An 18625-nucleotide genomic window follows, 5' to 3' on the forward strand; every position below is an offset into this window, starting at 1 on the left:
TCGCTTAGGCAGGATGTGTCCCATGCGCGATGAAGTAAGTGAGTCTGATCAGCTGGTTCTCTTCGGCCATTTCTCCCTCTCCCAGGGGGAGGATGTGCTGACCCATTTCAGCTATGACAAAGTGAAAGCGTTGCTGGTGTACTTGCTACTACACCGCCAGCCGGTGAATCGTGCCGCGCTCGCGGAGCTTCTCTGGCCAGACCAAGGGTTATCGTCAGGGCGTACTAACCTACGTCATGCGTTGCACTGTTTGCGTCAGTCGCTTGGGGATAAAGCGGACCAGGTGCTCAACGTTTCCCGCCAAACAATCGCTTTTAACTTGCCCCCCCATTGGCAGGTGGATTTACATGAGTTGCAGCGTTTGCTCGAAAGGCCGCGCGATCTTGAAACGCTCGACGCGGTGCTGGCCTGCTACCAAGGGGATTTGATCGAAGAGTTGCAGCTAACCAACTGTGCCGAATTTCAGCGTTGGCTGGTGCAAGTACGCAACGAATGGCGTCAGCGTGTTATCCGTTTTGCCGAACAGGTACTGGACGCACACACCGATCTGCCGGATGCCATGTTAGAAACCTTGGTAAGCCGCTTTTCGGGTTATGGCCCTTTCCATGAGCGGCTGGTGAAGCAGTTGGCGGAGCAAGACCAAATGGCCGCTGCCCATGAGCAGTACAATAGTTATTTACAGCTGTTGGCGCTCTCGGGTCAGCAACCGGAACCCAGCTTTTTACAGCTTGCTAACTATTGGTCAGATGGGCACCAGGACCCACGCATGATCAGCCCGCAAGGGGCCTATTCTCGTACCTTGGCGGCAGATAGTAAGCCGCTGCGCGAGGATGAAATCGAACTTCGTCAGCTTTCGGTTATGGCCATACGTCTGCGTTTGCAAGGTGATTGGCAAGACCGCGGAGCGACCCGCAGCTGCCTGACCTTGCAGCTTGAGTTGCTGCGCTGGCTGGAGCAACAGTGCCATCACTTGGGCGGATTTTGGTTACCTGGCGCCACGGGGGGCTTGGGCTTAGCCTGCTTTGGCACGCACGGGCCCGCGCACCAGCTGGCTGAGCTAGTGGCGTTATACGAGCACTGCCGACATGCGCTGCCGCAGGAGTGCGAACGCCACTGGACGGGAGAAGGTGAGCCGCCAAGCTTTGAGTTGGCAGCGGGCTTGCACAGTGGCCGCGTCGTTTACCTGCCAGAACGCCAGTTAGCTGACCCGCTAGGGCAAGTGACGCAGGTTTCGCTTGAACTAATGAGTGCCGCAGAAGGTAGTGAACTTGTGATTTCGCAAGAGGCGAGCCAACACATGCCGCCCGCGCTTGATTTGCAACCACGCCTTACGTCGCGCTTGCTAGCAAGCGATGGCCGCGTGCGACTGCGAGCCTTAGCCCTAGGCAAAAACGAGGGCGGTCGCGATGCCATGCCGCCAAGTTTGGTCGGGCGCGAAATGGCCTTACGCACATTGCGTGATGCCCTGGCACGGGCTGGCATTGGGTTACGCCAAAGCGTGTTAGTGCGAGGGCCTTCCGGCATGGGGAAATCCGCGCTGATGGTCGGGTTTCGTCAGTTGGAACTTAGCCGCGACGCCGCGATTTGTTGGCAGCCTGCCACACGCTTGTCGGTATTAGAGCCATACGGCGTGGCTCGTTCGTTGATCGCTTGGTATCTCGATGCCGAGCCTGATACTGGCCTAGTGAATGAGCTGCAGGCCCGCTTGGGCATGCCTGAGCTTGACGATGCCCGCCAGCGCTTATTGGAAGAAGCGCTAGGGGTGCGCGACGTTCAGGAAATTACCCAGCTGACACAAAGCGGTGAAGCCGTAGAGCTGGTGGTAAACCTGCTGCATTGTTTAATAGAGCAGCAGGCGTCGGAACGAACCCTCGTATTAATGCTCGATGATTTACAGTGGTTAGATGAGCCTTCATTCAAAGTGCTATCTGGCTTACAGGCACGCTTACCCATCAACACGGCCTTTATGCTCGTCGCAAGTCACCATGGTCGCGAGGCGCTGCCGGTCAAGCTTCACTGGGACCAGCAAATCACGCTAGGGCGTTTGGATGAATTGCAGTCCTCGCGGTTGTTGTCGCAGTTGGCACGTCGTTACCGTATTCATCTTAGCCCGCGGTTGCGCAACCAAATTATTGAGCGTTGCGACGGCGTGCCGCTCTATATGCAGGAGATTTGCCGGCGTCTGGATATGGACCGTCGTGAGGGGCGATCCATACAGTTTGATGATTTGCCCAAAGGGCTTTTAGGCCTACTCGCTAGCCGCATTGATCAGTTAGAACAAGATCGCCACTTAGCCCATGTGGCTGCTGTATTGGGTAAACGCTTTCGGCTGGATTTTCTTGCCGAGTGCAGCGGCGTCGAGCCACCAGCGCTGCAGCAGGCGTTGGAACATATGCGCCAGCTTGAAATTGTCGAGCCGGTTGAAAAAGAGGGGGATCATCCGGAGTACCAGTTTAGCCATCAGCTTCTGCAGGAAGCGGCTTATCTTTCCTGCCCACGGGATGTGCGCGTCAAGCTCCATCAACAAGTGGTGAGCTTGATCGAAGAGCGCTTTCCGATGTGGATTAGCCGACATCCTGGCGATTTTGCCACCCATCTGCGCCGTAGTGGTCATTACGCCCGCGGTGCACGTTACTTTGAGCTTGCCGCGCGCGAGGCCCTAAAAGTCAGCGCTAACCGCACGGCGCTGCGTATGGCTGACTTTGGCATTGCTAGCCTGCGTCATGTAGACCATCAAACCGAGCGCGAAGTCAGCTTACTTACCGTGCGTGGCCAGGCCGCGTTTGCATTGGAAGGCCACGGCTCGCCAACCGCGCATGAAAGTTTTGTCCGTGCTCGAGAGCTTTTGCGTAGCACCGGTCAGGAGAGTGCCGATGAGCCAGAAGATTTAGAACAAATCTTTTTGGTGAAGTGGGGGCTCTGGGTGGGGCGCAGTCAGCGTTACGCGCATGCGGACGCGTTTGCGTTGGCATCAACGTTGGCGGGTATCGCCGCGAAGTTAGAAGACCCGCGCTATCAGCGCCTGGCGGATTACGCACGAGCCCACTGCGAATATTGGGCAGGGCGTATTCAGCAAGCGCATGATCACCTTGATGAGATCGATCCGCTCAACGCGCCGATGATGATTGAGTGGTTGCCCTTCTCGGATCACCCGCAAGTCACGGCGGCGTGTTTTCAGGGCTGGGCCCTGTGTTTGCGCGGTGATTATCAGCGCGCCGAACGGCAAGTTTCTGCGGCCATTCGCTTGGCGGAGCAAATCGGCCACCCCGGCACGCTCGCTATGGCATTGTTGTTTGCAGCGGCTCTTTATCGCCAACTTGGACATGTGCATTTGGCTACGCGCCACGCCGAGCGGGCAGCGGCGATGACCGGCACACCGGATTTACAACTTTGGCAAATTGCCGCCCAAGCCATTTTGGGCTGGCAGCGAGCGTTAGGCGGCGACAAAAACGGCTTGCAGAGTATCGAAGAGAGCCTGAATCAAATGGCCGAGCTGAATGGGCGTGATCGTTACCAGCGCCCGGTATTATGGTACGCCGATGCGTGTGTGGCATTAGGTGAGCTGAAAGCCGCAGAAGACTACTTAGATCAGTGTTTGGTTATTGCGCAGGAACGTACCACGCTATTTTTGCCTGAGTTGGCCACTCAGTTAGCTCGGGTTCGTCAGCGTTTGGGGCACGCACCTCAAGAGGTTAAAGCGCTTGCGAGTCTGGCGATTTCTCAGGCGCGAAAGCACGGTAACCGCCATCAAGAGTTAGCGGCTCTGGAGTTTTGGCTGACGGATATAGCGCCGGATGATGAAAAAGCTCGGAAAACCTTCCGGCGCTTGCTCAATGAAGTCAGCCACAGTGACGCACCGGTGCTAGTGCGCTGGGTCAGCCTGCTTGGTCGTCGCTTGGCACCCGAAAGCCTAGAAAGCGATTAGCGCTGTCCTGGCGCGGCTGGCTTAGCCTGTTGCGCTTTCCAGTTGGGTTAGCGCGGCGAGGGCGTCTTCACGTTTCTCGCCGCATAGCGCTGAATCGAAGTGAAACTGCGCGCAAACCGCTGGGCGTGAGGCGTCGCCAAATAGGCGGCACAAATTATGTTCATCGAGTTGCACACAGCGTATCCCGGCAGGCTTGCCGTTAGGCATTCCTGGTATGGGGGTGCTGATGGAAGGCGCTATGCAGCATGCCCCGCAACCGGGGCGGCAACCCTCGCTAGGGGTGGCTTGATCGGTTTGAATCAGAGCGTTCATGGCGAGCCTTCAACAAGAGGCGCAGTGGAGTCTGAGTCATCGGGGTGTGAGGCATAACTGAGCGGATCTACCGCGCCGTTTTGCTCAAAGGCGGCAAGGCGCTCACGGCAACTACCGCACACCCCACACGCTAATGTCTTACCTTCGTAGCAAGTCCAGGTGTGGGTGTAATCAAGCCCCATAGCGAGGCCGTCGCGCAGAATATCGGCCTTGCTGGCGTGAAGATAGGGCGCGTGAAGGGTGACCGGGGTGAAGTTGGCAATGCCTGCAACGTGGTTCATCGCGTCGAAAAACTCGGGGCGGCAATCCGGGTATAGCGCGTGATCGCTAGCGTGGGCGCCATAGTCCACTCGTGTCGCGCCAATATTCACGGCCTTGGCAATGGCTAGCGAGAGCAGCACCATATTACGGTTGGGAACGACTGTGGCAGCCAAATTTTCGCTGTCGTAGTTGCCATCAGGTACGCTGCGCCCGGGGTTAGTCAGCGCTGAACTATCCATTAAACCATGGATGGCGCGAATATCGACCACCTGATGAGGGATGGTGAGCGCTTGGCAAACGTGCGTTGCCACGTCGAGTTCGCGACGGTGGCGCTGACCATAATCAAACGATAACGCATGAACGTTAAGTCCTTCGCGCAGGGCACGATGAAGAACGGTAAATGAATCCATGCCACCGGAATAGATTACCACGGTAGTATTTTCTGAAGGGTGGGGCATATAAAACGTCTCTTGGTCGGAGAATTTATCTCTTCTGGCTGGCGCAAAGTAGGGTATTTGCGCCGAGAAGGTTTCCGGGGTCCGGTCCGGAAGTCAGCAAGTGTACGTAACACATCTTTATCTGACCAGGCTTGGCTGCCTGGTCAGTGAAAAGCCAGCTTGGTACTATTCACCCACCTTATGAGTGGATATTGTTGATGAAAGCGCCTGAATTACTCTCACCCGCTGGCACCTTTAAAAATATGCGTTACGCGTTTGCCTATGGGGCGGATGCGGTTTATGCGGGGCAACCGCGCTACTCGCTGCGGGTCCGCAATAATGACTTTAAAATTGATAACTTGCATAAAGGTATCGCGTACGCTCACGAGCGCGGTAAGCAATTTTATGTCGCCTCCAATATTGCGCCGCATAATAGCAAGTTGAAAACCTACCTGCGCGATATGGAGCCGGTGATAGAAGCCGGCCCCGATGCGCTGATCATGTCCGACCCCGGTTTGATCATGATGATTCGTGAGCGCTGGCCAGATCAGGTGATCCATCTTTCGGTGCAGTCCAACGTGGTCAACTGGGCGGCGGTAAAGTTCTGGCAGCAGCAAGGTATCAGTCGCATTATTTTATCGCGTGAGCTGTCGCTTGCGGAGATTGCGGAAATCCGTGCGCAGTGTCCGGATATGGAAATCGAAACCTTTGTTCACGGGGCGCTGTGCATCGCGTATTCAGGCCGCTGCCTGCTCTCGGGCTATTTTAATCACCGCGACCCCAACCAAGGTACGTGCACCAACGCTTGCCGTTGGAAGTACAACACTGTGGCGGCTTCGCAGGATGAAACCGGCGATATTGTGCCGGCTAACTCGGCGCGCGCTCATTCGGCAAGCGGCATATGGGTACCAGGTGAAGGCGGGTTGATTGCCGCAGGCAATGGAAGTGTCGCGGAATCAACCGCCACCGCCGGCGGTTTAGAAGGCCAAGACGAGCTCTCTGCGTTAATTGAAGATCGCACACGCCCCGGTGAGCTCATGCCGGTATTCGAAGATGAGCACGGCACCTATATCATGAACTCCAAAGACTTACGTGCGGTTCAGCATGTGCCGGAGTTGGCCCGTATGGGAGTGACGTCTCTGAAAATTGAGGGGCGCACCAAGTCGCATTACTATGTGGCGCGCACTGCTCAGGTTTACCGTCGCGCCATCGATGACGCCGTGGCGGGTCGTCCTTTCGATATGCGCTTAATGGATGAGCTCGATAATCTGGCCAACCGCGGCTATACCGAAGGATTTTATCGCCGCCACGTGCACGACGAATACCAAAATTACCAACAAGGTAACTCGATCGGTGTGCATCAGCAATTTGTCGGCGAGGTGATCGGCTATGATCCTGCCCATGGCGAACTAGAAATCGATGTGAAAAATCGTTTTGAAGTCGGTGACGGGGTGGAGCTGATGTTGCCGGGCGGTAACCGCCGCTTTGTGCTGGAATATATCCAAAACAAGCGCGGCGAGTCAGTTGGTGTAGCGCCTGGCTCCGGCCATGTGGTGCGTATTCCCGTACCCGGTGAGGCGATTGCGTCAGAACGCATCGAGTTCGCCCTATTGATGCGCGATTTAACGTGAGAGCATCAAAGATGAGTAGACCAACCAGCGTCTTCACGGCGTCGCTGAGCTAGTAAGTGCTACGCTGAACCTCCGCCAACGCGAGATAAACTTATGGCAACGATTCAACATAGTGAAATCCTATCTGCTTCGCCTGACAGAGTATTTGCTCTGTTGCGCCGTGTGGAAGATTTTGCTGATTATTCCGACCTAATTCAGCGTATTGAGCCGTTAGGCAATGACCGTTATCGCTGGTACGTGCGGGCGGTCGGTATGGACTGGACGTTTGACGTGGAAGTAACGGAAGCAAAAGCACCGGAAGTACTGGCGTGGAAGTCGCTTGATGGCGTGAAAAATCAAGGGCGGTATCAGTTGCGCCCAGTCCCTAACGGCACGGAGGTCTCGCTTACACTAACGTATGAGATCCGCAACCGGTTCGTCGAAAAGGCGGTGAATAAAGCGGTGAACCCGCTAGTGGGAAAGGTCAGCGGTCAAATTTTGGAACGAGTAGAAGCCCGGCTAAACGCAGAGAAATAATCGCTAAGTGATGGCTTAAAATCCAGTCACTTAGCGGGTCATGTTGAGATTAAACACTACGTTTTGAATTGCTTAGTTGTTTTTGTGCATTGAGACGTCTAAATGGTCAACGACTTCTGCCCAGTCGGCGTCTTCATCCACGGCTTCACGCAGAAACTCCGCTTGACCTTCGTTCCAGCAAGCAGCATCGGCCAACGGCATCTCTTCAGGCAGCGGCGAGTTACGTTCGATAAAGCGCTCAATTGAGGCTGTGTCATTGGCTAGGCCAAGTTGTTCAAACAGTTCGCTAAAGTGGTGAACCGGTTTATCCATCGATTTTCTCCTTTCGATACAGTCGGTAACAAGTGATTCGTCGCTACTCTCACCATAGCGCGTATGCGCGTTTATGCTACGTTGACGTGGCACTGGGTCGCGACGAAATATACTAGCGCTCGCCCACCAAGGGTGTCACGAATTGTTGACGACGCCCGGCCTCAGTGAGGGGCTGGGCAAGCAAGTGGATGAGCTTGGTATAAGCCGCCTCAGGCGTCATACCATCGCCCGAGATAACGCCAGCTTCTACTAAATCGTGGCCAGCCGCGTAGGCGCCAAGATGGACACTACCTTGCGGGGCTTGGCTGATGGCCGCAATGAGTTTGCCTTCTCCGGTTGCCGCGGCGATAGCCGCTACGATATCGGGGTCGTTGGCGATGTTGCCCGCTCCCCAAAGCTCTAACAGTGCGCCCCGTACTCGGGCATCGTTTAGCCATGCTGCAAGTTGCCAAGCGGCCATGCCCGGCCAAAGCGTTACCCTGACCACTTCGCCTTGAGCCAGAGGGGCGTAGTCAGGCAACTCAAAACGTGGTGCACCGCGCTGTTGATGGGAAAGGCCACGGCTTGGGTAATAAACAAAATCCTCTTCGACACGCTCGCCCAGCAGAGGGTAATTGGGGCTTGTGAAGGCATTCGCCGCTTCGGTGTGCTGTTTTACGGCTCGCGTACCGCGTAGGAGTTGACCTGCGAAATAGATGGCGACTTCCTGAAGCGCTGATTGAGCTGCAAAATGTAACGCCCCTTGGATATTTTCAAGTGCGTCGCTATTGGCGATTTCCAGCGGCTGCATAGCCCCGGTGACCACAACGGGCCTATCTAGCCCTTGTAGCTGATACGCAAGGCTTGCGGCCGTCCAGCTTAAGGTGTCGGTGCCGTGGAGCACCACAAAGCCCCGATAATCGCTTAAGCGAGCACCAATGTCAGCAGCAATGTGTTGCCAGGTCATGGGATTAGCAGCGCTTGAGTCGATGGGCGTCGAATAGCTTAAAAGATCAAACACTGGAAGACGTTGGCGCTCGGGCAGAGGTAACTGTGCTAGCGCTTGGTCTAGGCGTTTATCGAAATGGCCACTAGGGACTAGGCCATTTGGGGAGACTTCCATGCCGATCGTGCCGCCGGTATAGATAATCAATATACGCTCTTCAGATGGAGCGCAGGCTGCTAAAGGCGAGGGTGTGCTCATGGTAAAACTCCCGTTTGGATCGACTGGGCGAGGCTAATAACGATGCACAATCAGCTCGCCATCTCGATTATCCAGCCGAAGGTTACGTCCGGCAAAGAGGGCAAACCCACTGCACAGGGCAAGGATGGTGATTAGCATCCAAGTGATTGCCGAGATCGTTGCCCCTGCTTGAAGTTGTAATCCCACGAGAAATGGGCCCATGGAGGCAAGCGTGTAGCCCCCGCCTTGTACCAAGCCGGAGAGTTGTCCGGCAAGGCGGGAATTGGCCGTACGCAACACCAGCAAACTCAAGGCGAGACTGAAACTTCCCCCTTGGCCCAGTCCTAATAGCATAGCGCCTGGCCACTTCCACGCCATAGGTGCCATCAACAGTAGCCAAAGCCCCGATGCGGTAAGGCATTGAACGAGCAAAAGCGCTGGGCGCTGGTCACGCCCTAGACGAGCGAGCCAAGGCGCGGTGAGTGCCGATACCAGTTGAAACATAATAGAAATCGCCATCGTCCAGCCTGCGGCGGCTTCACTGTAACCGCGACCCACCAAAAGCGAGGGCAGCCAGCCAAACACCACGTACGCCATAGAGGACTGCAGCCCCATAAACAGCATTACATACCAAGTAAGCGGCTGACCTAAGAGTTTCAGTAACCCGCTGGCTTTCGGCTGCGTGATGGCTGTTTGGGGGCGGCTTGGCATGCTGAAATGCCAAAGAAGCAGTGCGGTGACGGCCAACAGTGACCAGCTCATTAAACTTGCTTGCCAGCCCCCCAATAGGTTGGTCAGCGGCACACTTAGTCCAGCGCCAAGGGCACCCCCTAAGCAGAGCGCCATTGTGTAAAGCCCGGTGACTAGGTCGGCGCTGTCCGGGAGTTCACGCTTCACCAATGCTGGTAACAACGTACCACCTAAACCAATGGCACTCCCCGCCAGGGCGGAGCCGATAAATAGGGCGCCGGGTAATGGCAGTCCGCGCAGAATTAGCCCTGCGGCCAGTATGATAAGAGCGGTACTCAGGGCACGTTCGCTGCCTAAACGGATGGCAAGCAGCGGCGCAAGCGGTGCCGTTAAGCCAAGAAACAACACGGGCAGAGTGGTCAGCATCCCGGCCGCTGCGGGAGAGAGCCCCGCAGTCTCCTGTAGGCGAGTAAGCAATGGGGCGACCGAAGACATTGCAGGGCGCAAGTTAAGCCCCACCGCCACCATAAGCAGTAAAAATACGAGCGAATGTCGCGAGAACATAAGCGGCGATTACTTCAAGTGCTGTCGTAAGTCGCCACGCACAGCGTCCAATAGCGTGAGGAAGTGATAGCCTTCAGAGGCATCAATGCAGTCAACCCTTGGGTTGGTGCGCATTCCCTTTTCCATTTGCAAGCGATCATAAATCTCTAATGTCACTTTGCGAGCGGGCTTGTCACCGGGTTGCATGATGCCGTCTTCGAGCGTGAAGGTTTCCAAAAGCGTCGCCCGCACGCGCGTTTGATTGCTTTCACTTAACATGCGGCGAATAAATAACCAGCCTTCGCACACCAGCGCGTCTTCGTTGTCGTGGCTACGAAGAAATAGCGTACGATAGCAAGCGCCCTCCGTGGCGGCTTTTTCTGCCATGCTACGATAACCCTGCACGACTTGTGTTGCGCTAGCCCTTGCTTGTTCAATACGTTGCTCAATGCCCTGATGTTCACGGCTAAGCTGTTCTTGACGTTGAAAAGTGAGCCAGCGGCGATAGTCCGCCATAAGTTGAGACGACGCCATTAGTCACTCCCACTGTGGTGATTTAGCATGGTTAATAAAAACGTAAGCAATACCATCGCATATTCCTTATGCAAGGGCTAGCAGCACGGGTTAGCGGGGCTAGCAGCACGGGTTAGCGGCGTGAGCGCCTGCCTTGTTGATGACTGGATGGTTTTCCTTGACGCGGGGCACGCTGCTGCCGGCGACCGTTTTCAATTGGCTGCGGAGTGGCATTGGGGTCGGGTTCGAAACCAGGCTCGGTATGCCGTGTGAGAGGTTGTTTAATCAACTTCTCAATGTTTTGGAGTAAGCTATTTTCGTCAACACAGACAAGTGATACAGCCTCACCCTGACGTCCTGCGCGGCCTGTACGTCCAATGCGGTGTACGTAGTCTTCGGCGACGTTGGGTAAGTCAAAATTTACCACATGGGGTAAATCGTCAATATCCAGGCCACGCGCTGCAATATCAGTAGCGACGAGAACTTGTAAGTCACCACTTTTAAAGGACTCAAGTGCCCGGGTTCGCGCCCCTTGGCTTTTATTGCCATGGATGGCCATCGCCGGAATAGACTGCTTAGAAAGCTGTTCCGCTAAGCGATTAGCACCGTGCTTTGTGCGGGTGAAGACCAGCACTTGAAACCAGCGATGCTTTTCGATGAGGTGGGCGAGTAATTCGCGCTTTTTATCGCGGTCAACACGATATACCGACTGTTCGATTTTTTCGGCGGTGGTGTTGCGTGGAGCGACTTCGATAAACGCAGGATCGTTTAGGAGCTGCTTCGCCAGCGTTTGAATTTCATTGGAGAACGTCGCCGAAAAAAGTAAGTTCTGGCGCTGTTTTGGCAACAAACGCAGCAATCGCTTAATGTCATGGATAAAGCCCATGTCGAGCATGCGGTCAGCTTCATCCAATATCAGGGTTTCGATTTGCGAAAGATCGACATGTCCCTGCTGATGTAAATCGAGTAGTCGCCCAGGTGTGGCTATTAAAACATCAACACCACGCTTTAATGCGTCGACTTGGGGCTGTTGCCCAACACCGCCGAAAATCACTAGCGACTTCAGTGGTAAATAACGACCATAGTCCCGGACACTTTCAGCAACCTGAGCGGCGAGTTCGCGCGTCGGTGTAAGTACTAACGCCCGGATATGATGTTTTTGGCTCTTGGTCGATTGGCTTAGACGCTGCAAAAGAGGCAGGGTGAAGCCTGCGGTTTTGCCGGTGCCGGTTTGCGCACTGGCGAGTAAATCGCGGCCTTCAAGGATAACGGGAATAGCTTGAATCTGGATCGGGCTAGGGTGCGTATAGCCCTTGGCTTTAACGGCTTTTAAAAGGTCTTCTGATAGGGATAGATCAGAAAAAGCAACAGCGGAAGAAGCGTGCATAGTGTCTCCGCGTAGCCAAAGGAGCCACGCTTTTGATGTGATGTAGCTGAGTTTCTCAGCATTTATAAAGGGGATGACAAGTATCAAACTGTCCGTAAGCATAACATGCTGGAAACCCTGTAGGCATGAATCCTACAGGGCCAACATAGCGCTTTGAACGAGACTACTGCGGTAAGTAGCCTTTTTGGGTCAAGGTAGAGGCAATGTCGTCGGCAACATTCTTCCAGCTTTGGCTAAGCGCACGAACGAGTGCCGGGTAGCCATCGTTTTCTAATGCCGCGCGCGCTTGAAAGCGGTCGAGATGTAATAGCTTATTTTGTGCGTCGCGCAATTGCCACTGGCCGCTAGCAACCGCGTAGCCATCGTAGCGGCCATGAAACTCATCGACATCTAGCTGCAATGTTAAAGCGTCATCGCTTCCCGTACTGCCTTGTACCACCTGAACCTCTTTTAATAAAACAGCGAGATCATCACGTAAGTTGCGCGCTAATTGGCGATTTAGGCCTTCTGCCCACTGATGCTCGCGTGCTTCTCGCATTTCGATATCGTCAAGCTGCATGACAATACCTTCAACATCGAGATAATGCGCCAAACGCACCGTATCAATACTCAGTTCCGCCTTGGGAGATCCGGGCGCATGTGGCTGGTTGTCGTTGAGGAGCACATAGCGCGTAGGTGGCGTGACGTTGCTCGCACAAGCGCTTAACAACAAGCTTAGGAGTAGTGCCAGTAACGTCGGTTGTGCCCATTGGGTTACTTTTTTTTCCTTATACATCATCGCTTCCTTCACCCTTTCGGTAAACACACGCCTTAATCACGCGGCGCGCGAGGAATAGGATCTTGTGTCTCGACATTATCGAATAAAAGCGCGCGAGGATTTTCGTTTAGTGTCCGCGTCAGGGGTTGTAAATCGCGGAGCAAGCGGTCTATACGATCAGCCGTAGAGATAAGCTCTTGATAGGCAGGCGAGCTAGGGGACATACCCTCTAGTGTCGTGCGCAACTCTTCAAGCGTCGTATTGATATTGCCACTGACGGCCTGCGTTTCAGGGTCATTGAGCAGCTGGTTAATTGACTGAGATAACGTGTTTATTTCCTTAAGCACCGATTCCGAAGCGGCCAAATTCTGGTTTAACCCCGTCAGGATCGGTTCGACCTCTAGACTGTTGAGCTTGTCTAACAGGGCGGTGATTTGTGCCTGAATTTGCGCAAAATCGCCCGCTACTGTGGGGAAAACGGTATGTCCTGCAAAGGTTTCAGCCTGATACTCTTTTGCACTCTCGCGCTGGAAATTAAGGTCTACAAATAGAGCGCCCGTGAGCAAATTGCCACTTTTCAGAGAGGCGCGAAGTCCTATGCTGAACATACGCTTAAAGCGTTCGTCCCACTCCTCTAAATCAATGTCTGCGCTTTCGATACCCAGGCGCTGAGGTTCAATACGGATCAAGACGGGGATGGCAAAACGTGCGCGAGAATCGGGCTGGGGTGCAGTGAAATTCCATGGCACCGCGGCGACGGTACCGACACGTACACCGCGAAACTCCACAGAGGCGCTTTTGCTTAGGCCGCGAACGGAGTCATCAACAAGCAACACATACTCAAGGTAACGGTTAAAGGTCCCTTCCCGTGCACTATTTTCATCCGCGTAAAGATTGAAACGGGTATTGGCATCAACGGGTTGCCCCATAGGTAGGTCTTCCGGCACACCGAAAGTCGCCCCGCCACCAAGTAGCGCCTCAAGCGATTCAAGGTTGACGCGAACGCCGTCGGCATCCAGTTGGAAATCGATGCCACTAGCGACCCAAAAACGTGTGCTATCCGTCACCAAATTAGCGTATTGCTCTTCAATAAAGATTTGATGGTTCATGGTGCGCTCTTCGGCGTTGAAGTTCGCTTCTTCCACACGCCCTACGGTGTAACCTTGGTAGGAAACGGGGTCACCCACGTTGAGTGAATTGCCTAATTGACTGACCAGGCTAAGCTGTAAACCCGCAACACCAGCGGGGGAAACAGGGGGGGTGTCGCTAACATTAAATTGACGTTTTGGTTGCTCAGCATTGCCGGGTTCTAACTGGATATAGGCTCCCGAAAGAACAGTGCCTAGACCACTGATTCCTTCACGACCGATACGCGGTTTGACGACCCAGAAACGGCTCTCTGCATTGAGCATCGACTCGGCATTTGGGTTTATGCGCGCGGCGATGACAGCGTGAGAAAGATCCTCAGAGAGCTTAACGCTTTCTACGCGACCAACCTCAACGCTGCGGCTGCGGATAAGCGTTTTGCCGGCTTCGATGCCATCTGCGTTCTCAGTGGTGAGCGTGATGAGCGTGCCGCGACTGGTGTAATTATCATAAACCAGCCACATACCGATAAGAATGGCAACGAGAGGAATTATCCAAATAGGAGACAATCGTGCCTGTGGGGAAGGTTTGGCGCGGTGTAGGTCTTTTTCATCCGTGGAGTTATGTGTTGAGTTCTCGTTAGTCATCAACATTTCCTGAGTAACGCGGGGGTGGTGTATCCCAGATGAGGCGCGGATCGAACGTCATGGCGGCTATCATTGTGAGTACCACAACGCCGCCAAAGGCGAGAGCTGCGGGGCCAGGTGTTATCGACATGAGAGAGCCCGCGCGTATTAATGCGACTAGGATGGCGACGACAAAAACGTCGACCATCGACCAACGCCCGATGAATTCAGTGATGCGATATAGCACTGTGCGTTTGTGGGCGTTAATTTCATTGCTACGTTTGACCACGAGGCAAAGCCACGTAAGGGCGACCAGTTTGCCTACGGGAACAATCACGCTGGCGATAAAAATAACTGCCGCAATTGGCCAGGAACCCATCTGGGCAAGCTCAACTACGCCGCCAATAATCGTAGAGGGAGACGTGTTTCCTAGGCTTGTAGTGTTCATTATGGGGTAAAGGTTAGCAGGAATATACATGATCGTCGCGGCGATAATCAGCGCCCATGTTCGCTGTAAGCTATGGGGTAATCGGTTGTGAAGCGGTTCATGACAGCGTAAACAACGCGTCTTTTTTGCCGCCGGATCGATGCGGTTGATTAGGCCGCAAGTGTGACAGCCGGCCAAACCTTGCGTCGCGGCAGTGGCAGCCGTGCGTGTACCTTCCGGGGCTCGCGACTCGCCGTCATCGAGTGAAAACCACATCCAGTCGGCATCAAGCGACTGAGTGGTGGCGAGGAGCAAAACGGCGAATACGCAGAAGGCCCAAAAAGAAATACCTAGCTCTACCTGAGCCATGCCTGCAACTTTGATGAGGCTGACCAGCGCGCCAATAATAAACACATCTGCCATTAGCCAAGGCGCTAAGTGAGACAAAGAGCGTGCAATATCGCGGCTGAACGGCAAAGGATGGTTACGTAGAAGTCCAAACTGAAGCCAGATTACACTTATCAAGTAAACAGCCGGTAGCACCACAATGGTCATGATAACGGCAATGGCAACCAGCGGTTGATCAAAGCCAATCAGGGTTGTGGCTGTTTGCGTTAACTCAATACGGTTGCCTACCCCGCTGACGCTAAAACTGACAAAAGGAAATGAGATGGCGGCCAGTAACGCCACCAGGGCAGACATCGCCAGTGCCATACTGCGTTGCGCTGGGTAGCGATGACGTCTCACAAGTGTATAGCTGCAACGTGGGCAGGTGGCCTTTTCGCCGGATTTAAGCGGCGGTAATGCGCTGACCCAGTCGCACTCATGGCAGGCTCTTAGCCGTCTACGTTGAGTACGAACCTCGGGTGGTGCGTGATCAACGTCCGATATAGGCGGTGCCAGTAAACGCTGTTTGGCCAGCCGATAAGGGACGACGCGAAAAAGCCCCTTGTGCTTTTGGGGTGAGCGCAAATTGGGGGAATGGGAATCACGCAATGAGCGCCTCGTCAAATTTCACCATGGATGATGCTAATATGCCGACCTCACTACACGAGTCAAGCTTTGGTACAAATAGCATGAAATACTTGACCTGGATGCTTGCTTGCACAACGATGCTCGCGCAATTGTGCTTGGTCCTGCCATTTAAGGAAATAACATGTTGCTTCCAATACTCTCCGTCGTTGGGGGATTGATTTTACTCATTTGGAGTGCTGAGAAATTTATCGAAGGAGCGGCCGCGACATCGCGCTGGCTGGGGTTATCGCCGCTTCTGATCGGGATGCTGGTGATTGGCTTCGGGACCTCTGCTCCCGAAATGATGGTATCGGTTCTGGCCGCATTGCAAGGAAGTCCGGGGTTAGCGGTAGGGAATGCCTATGGCTCCAATATTGCTAACATTGGCTTAGTGTTGGGGTTTGTGGCGTTATTGGCGCCGCTTGCTGTTCACTCGAGTGTTATTCGTAGGGAGATGCCTGTGCTCTTTGCCGTCACTCTCCTTACCGGGCTGATGTTATGGGATGGTTTCGTGGCGCGCTGGGAAGCGATCATCTTGTTGTTGGTGCTTTTGACATTCATCACTATCAGTATCGTGAAATCACGCGGTGAACAAGATGACGTCCTGGTTGATGAAGTTGCCTCTACGCTGGAAAGCCACCCTATGACGCGTGGTAAGGCGGTGGCTTGGACACTGATAGGTCTTGCTCTTTTGGTGGCAAGCTCCCGGTTTCTTGTGTGGGGTGCGGTTGAAATCGCGACGGCTTTCGGCGTCAGTGAACTCATTATTGGCCTTACCGTGGTGGCTATCGGCACCTCACTGCCCGAATTGGCCTCGTCTATTAGTGCGCTAAGGCGTAACGAGCACGATATGGTGCTGGGTAATGTGGTCGGCTCTAATTTATTTAATACGTTGGGTGTGGTTGGGTTGGCCGGCGTGATCACGCCCATACAAACAGGCAGTGAGGTTTTATCACGCGATTGGATAGTGATGGTCGTGATGACAATCCTTATGGTTGTGTTTGCCTTTTCTTGGAGAGGACGATCAAGGCGCATCAATCGGGTAGAAGGGGGAACGTTACTCCTTCTTTTTGTTGCCTATACGGCGTACATGGTTTCGTTGGTGGTTGGTGCTTGACGTCTTAGCTATAGATGTAAAATCAATCGGCCAGCTGGTGACAGCTGGCCGATTGATATTCAATATCTAGGTTTGTGGGTGGTTAGGGGAGTGCGGGTATTTCGAAGTCCGGCATTTCACCCGTCAGCGTGTTTAAGAAAGCAGTGATATCATTGACAGTCTCTTCCTCAAGATCACGACCTAGCATTTCTTTGCCCATAATCGACACGGCTTCTTCCAAGCTTTCAGTAGCGCCGTTATTCATGTAGGGATAAGTGACAGCCACATTGCGCAGCGTCGGCGTTCTGAAGCGATACTTGTCACTGTCTTCTTCTGTGACGGTGTAGCGTCCTAAATCAGTTGAGCCGGGGACTTGAATCGCATGGAATTGGCTATCAGTTAGCTCTGGGCCGCGGTGACAAGCAACACAGCCATTGTCAACGAAGGCAACCATACCATCTTTTGCCTGGTCGCTAATGGCTTCCATATCTCCGCGCAGATAGCGGTCAAACGGTGAATGGGGCGTATTCAGTGTACGTTGGAACGACGCTAGCGATTTTGCCAGATTGTCCGCATTAATAGGATCTTCATCATCAGGGAAAGCGGCTTTAAATTTACGCTGATAGAGGTCGAATTCATTTAGTCGTGCAAGTGCAGAGTCAAGATCCATTGCCATCTCAACGCCAGCTTCAATGGGGCCTAGTGCCTGAGCCTCAAGATCGGGTGCTCGACCGTCCCAGAACTGTGATTCCAAAAAGCCACTATTGAGTACTGTCGGTGTATTACGCTCACCTACCTGGCCATCGTGACCTGTCGCACGTGGGATGCGATCAGCCCAACCCAAAGCTGGATTGTGGCAAGTTGCGCAACTGATGACGCCGCTAGAGGAAATACGCGGCTCAAAGAAGAGCATATTGCCAAGCTCAACCTTTTCAGCACTTAAGGAGTTGTCTGCTGGGATAGGGGGAAGATAGGGCAGTGGCTCAAAACGATCTCGATAATCTTCGAGTCCATCTTCCGCAACGGCCAAACTTGCTGGTAAGAGTGCTGCGCTTGCAATAAGTGCAGGCAAGATTCTTTTTACGGCTTTCATAGAGTGTCCCCTTTACTTGCTATTCACGGCCCCTCTCGAGCGGAGGGTGATATTTAGTGTGGTTATAGTCACCAGTAAGGTTGATCTAGCGGCAAAAATCAACCTAGTGATTTAGTCGGATAAGCCTTTAAATTGAGTTGTGTCAGCTTTTGCTTCATCTAACACGAATTTATCGTGCTAGCGTGGTTATTTATATGAAATGCCATCGCTTACAGATGTCAAAGAGCTTGACCGCGAGGAGGCATGCTAATGCCTCGTTACCCCATTCCCGAGGCAGAAGTTACCCCGAAAGGCTCTTTGAGAACCTGCGTTGACATCTTTTCGTTGGGTTCCCCAGAAAATGAGGTGGTCCGCTTAGCGTTGGTTGCATCGCCTCATTTATGTTTCGGCGGGATGGGTATTTACCATTTATGGGTGCTTACGCACGCCTACTACTTTCTTCCCACTGTCTTGATCGCAATATTTTTTGGAATTCTTGGTTTTCGAGTGGTTGATACGATGGTGCGTCGTCGATAGTTCTCTTGGGAATGAAAAGTTATTGGCAGGCCTTGACCGAGATCGAAAAGCTAGTATGATACGCACCCATCGAGAGGGCAAAGAGTTTTGTCATCTTGTTGCTCTTTAATAATGTGATCAGGTAATTCATGTGGGCGCTTGCCGATGAGGGTGATAAATCACCAAATATCAAGGCAAGCGACTCGACAAAGATCTTCGGGTCTTTGAAGAACGTTTGAAAACCTTGAGCCAAGTTTGATCCGCTTTTGTGTCTTCTCCGGAAGAGACGAGTAAGGATCACAATGATTGTAAACTGAAGAGTTTGATCATGGCTCAGATTGA

General features: G+C 53.5%; 16 protein-coding genes. 4 read left to right on the forward strand and 12 right to left on the reverse strand.

Annotated elements, in window-relative coordinates; all coding sequences use genetic code 11:
* Positions 1-22: 22 nt before the first annotated feature.
* Complete coding sequence (locus HZS81_RS12295; protein WP_179930851.1) at positions 23-3925, forward strand: ATP-binding protein; 3903 nt, start codon at positions 23-25, stop codon at positions 3923-3925.
* Between the two features lie 21 nt (positions 3926-3946).
* On the opposite strand, the gene HZS81_RS12300 is transcribed toward HZS81_RS12295, so the two are convergent.
* Both HZS81_RS12300 and queC read right to left on the reverse strand, forming a co-directional pair.
* Positions 3947-4237: a YkgJ family cysteine cluster protein gene (locus tag HZS81_RS12300; protein WP_179930852.1), complete on the reverse strand. Its 291-nt coding sequence runs from the start codon at positions 4235-4237 to the stop codon at positions 3947-3949.
* The gene (gene queC / locus HZS81_RS12305; RefSeq protein ID WP_179930853.1) at positions 4234-4956 is read right to left on the reverse strand and encodes a 7-cyano-7-deazaguanine synthase QueC; all 723 of its coding nucleotides are present in this window, start codon (positions 4954-4956) and stop codon (positions 4234-4236) included. The genes HZS81_RS12300 and queC overlap by 4 nt, the downstream gene beginning before the upstream one ends.
* Before the next feature lie 197 nt (positions 4957-5153).
* Between queC and trhP the strand changes: the two genes are divergently transcribed.
* Both trhP and HZS81_RS12315 read left to right on the forward strand, forming a co-directional pair.
* Positions 5154-6566 carry a prephenate-dependent tRNA uridine(34) hydroxylase TrhP gene (gene trhP / locus HZS81_RS12310; protein WP_179930854.1) on the forward strand — a complete coding sequence of 471 codons (1413 nt, stop codon included), beginning with the start codon at positions 5154-5156 and terminating at the stop codon, positions 6564-6566.
* Between the two features lie 93 nt (positions 6567-6659).
* Entirely contained in the window at positions 6660-7082 is a 423-nt protein-coding gene (locus HZS81_RS12315) for an SRPBCC family protein (RefSeq protein ID WP_179930855.1), read from the forward strand.
* 72 nt (positions 7083-7154) lie between these two features.
* On the opposite strand, the gene HZS81_RS12320 is transcribed toward HZS81_RS12315, so the two are convergent.
* The 8 genes from HZS81_RS12320 to HZS81_RS12355 form a co-directional block, all read right to left on the reverse strand.
* On the reverse strand, positions 7155-7394 hold the full coding sequence (locus tag HZS81_RS12320) for a DUF2789 domain-containing protein (protein WP_179930856.1): 240 nt from the start codon (positions 7392-7394) through the stop codon (positions 7155-7157).
* 112 nt (positions 7395-7506) lie between these two features.
* Positions 7507-8577 (reverse strand): asparaginase, encoded by a 1071-nt coding sequence (locus tag HZS81_RS12325; RefSeq protein ID WP_179930857.1) that lies wholly within the window; start codon positions 8575-8577, stop codon positions 7507-7509.
* A gap of 33 nt (positions 8578-8610) precedes the next feature.
* Positions 8611-9810, reverse strand: coding sequence for an MFS transporter (locus HZS81_RS12330; protein WP_179930858.1), 1200 nt, complete (start codon positions 9808-9810; stop codon positions 8611-8613).
* Positions 9811-9819: 9 nt separating this feature from the next.
* Positions 9820-10323 (reverse strand): hypothetical protein, encoded by a 504-nt coding sequence (locus HZS81_RS12335; protein ID WP_179930859.1) that lies wholly within the window; start codon positions 10321-10323, stop codon positions 9820-9822.
* Positions 10324-10435: 112 nt separating this feature from the next.
* Positions 10436-11689, reverse strand: coding sequence for a DEAD/DEAH box helicase (locus HZS81_RS12340; RefSeq protein ID WP_179930860.1), 1254 nt, complete (start codon positions 11687-11689; stop codon positions 10436-10438).
* Between the two features lie 163 nt (positions 11690-11852).
* Positions 11853-12467 carry a PqiC family protein gene (locus tag HZS81_RS12345; RefSeq protein ID WP_241697489.1) on the reverse strand — a complete coding sequence of 205 codons (615 nt, stop codon included), beginning with the start codon at positions 12465-12467 and terminating at the stop codon, positions 11853-11855.
* A gap of 32 nt (positions 12468-12499) precedes the next feature.
* A complete protein-coding gene (gene pqiB / locus HZS81_RS12350; protein WP_179930861.1) occupies positions 12500-14179 on the reverse strand; it encodes an intermembrane transport protein PqiB in 1680 nt (559 codons plus the stop codon).
* Positions 14172-15506, reverse strand: a complete 1335-nt coding sequence (locus HZS81_RS12355; RefSeq protein ID WP_179930880.1) for a PqiA/YebS family transporter subunit — start codon at positions 15504-15506, stop codon at positions 14172-14174. Before HZS81_RS12355 ends, pqiB begins: the two co-directional genes overlap by 8 nt.
* Before the next feature lie 235 nt (positions 15507-15741).
* On the opposite strand from HZS81_RS12355, the gene HZS81_RS12360 reads away from it, so the two are divergent.
* Positions 15742-16716 carry a calcium/sodium antiporter gene (locus HZS81_RS12360; RefSeq protein WP_179930862.1) on the forward strand — a complete coding sequence of 325 codons (975 nt, stop codon included), beginning with the start codon at positions 15742-15744 and terminating at the stop codon, positions 16714-16716.
* Between the two features lie 82 nt (positions 16717-16798).
* Here the strand turns inward: HZS81_RS12360 and HZS81_RS12365 are convergent, their stop codons facing one another.
* Together HZS81_RS12365 and HZS81_RS17975 are read right to left on the reverse strand one after the other, a co-directional pair.
* Positions 16799-17788, reverse strand: a complete 990-nt coding sequence (locus HZS81_RS12365) for a cytochrome-c peroxidase (RefSeq protein WP_179930863.1) — start codon at positions 17786-17788, stop codon at positions 16799-16801.
* Between the two features lie 535 nt (positions 17789-18323).
* Positions 18324-18625: hypothetical protein (locus tag HZS81_RS17975; RefSeq protein ID WP_206679553.1), on the reverse strand; the 302-nt coding region annotated here is incomplete at its 5' end.

The organism is Vreelandella salicampi (assembly GCF_013415105.1).
Lineage (GTDB): Bacteria > Pseudomonadota > Gammaproteobacteria > Pseudomonadales > Halomonadaceae > Vreelandella > Vreelandella salicampi.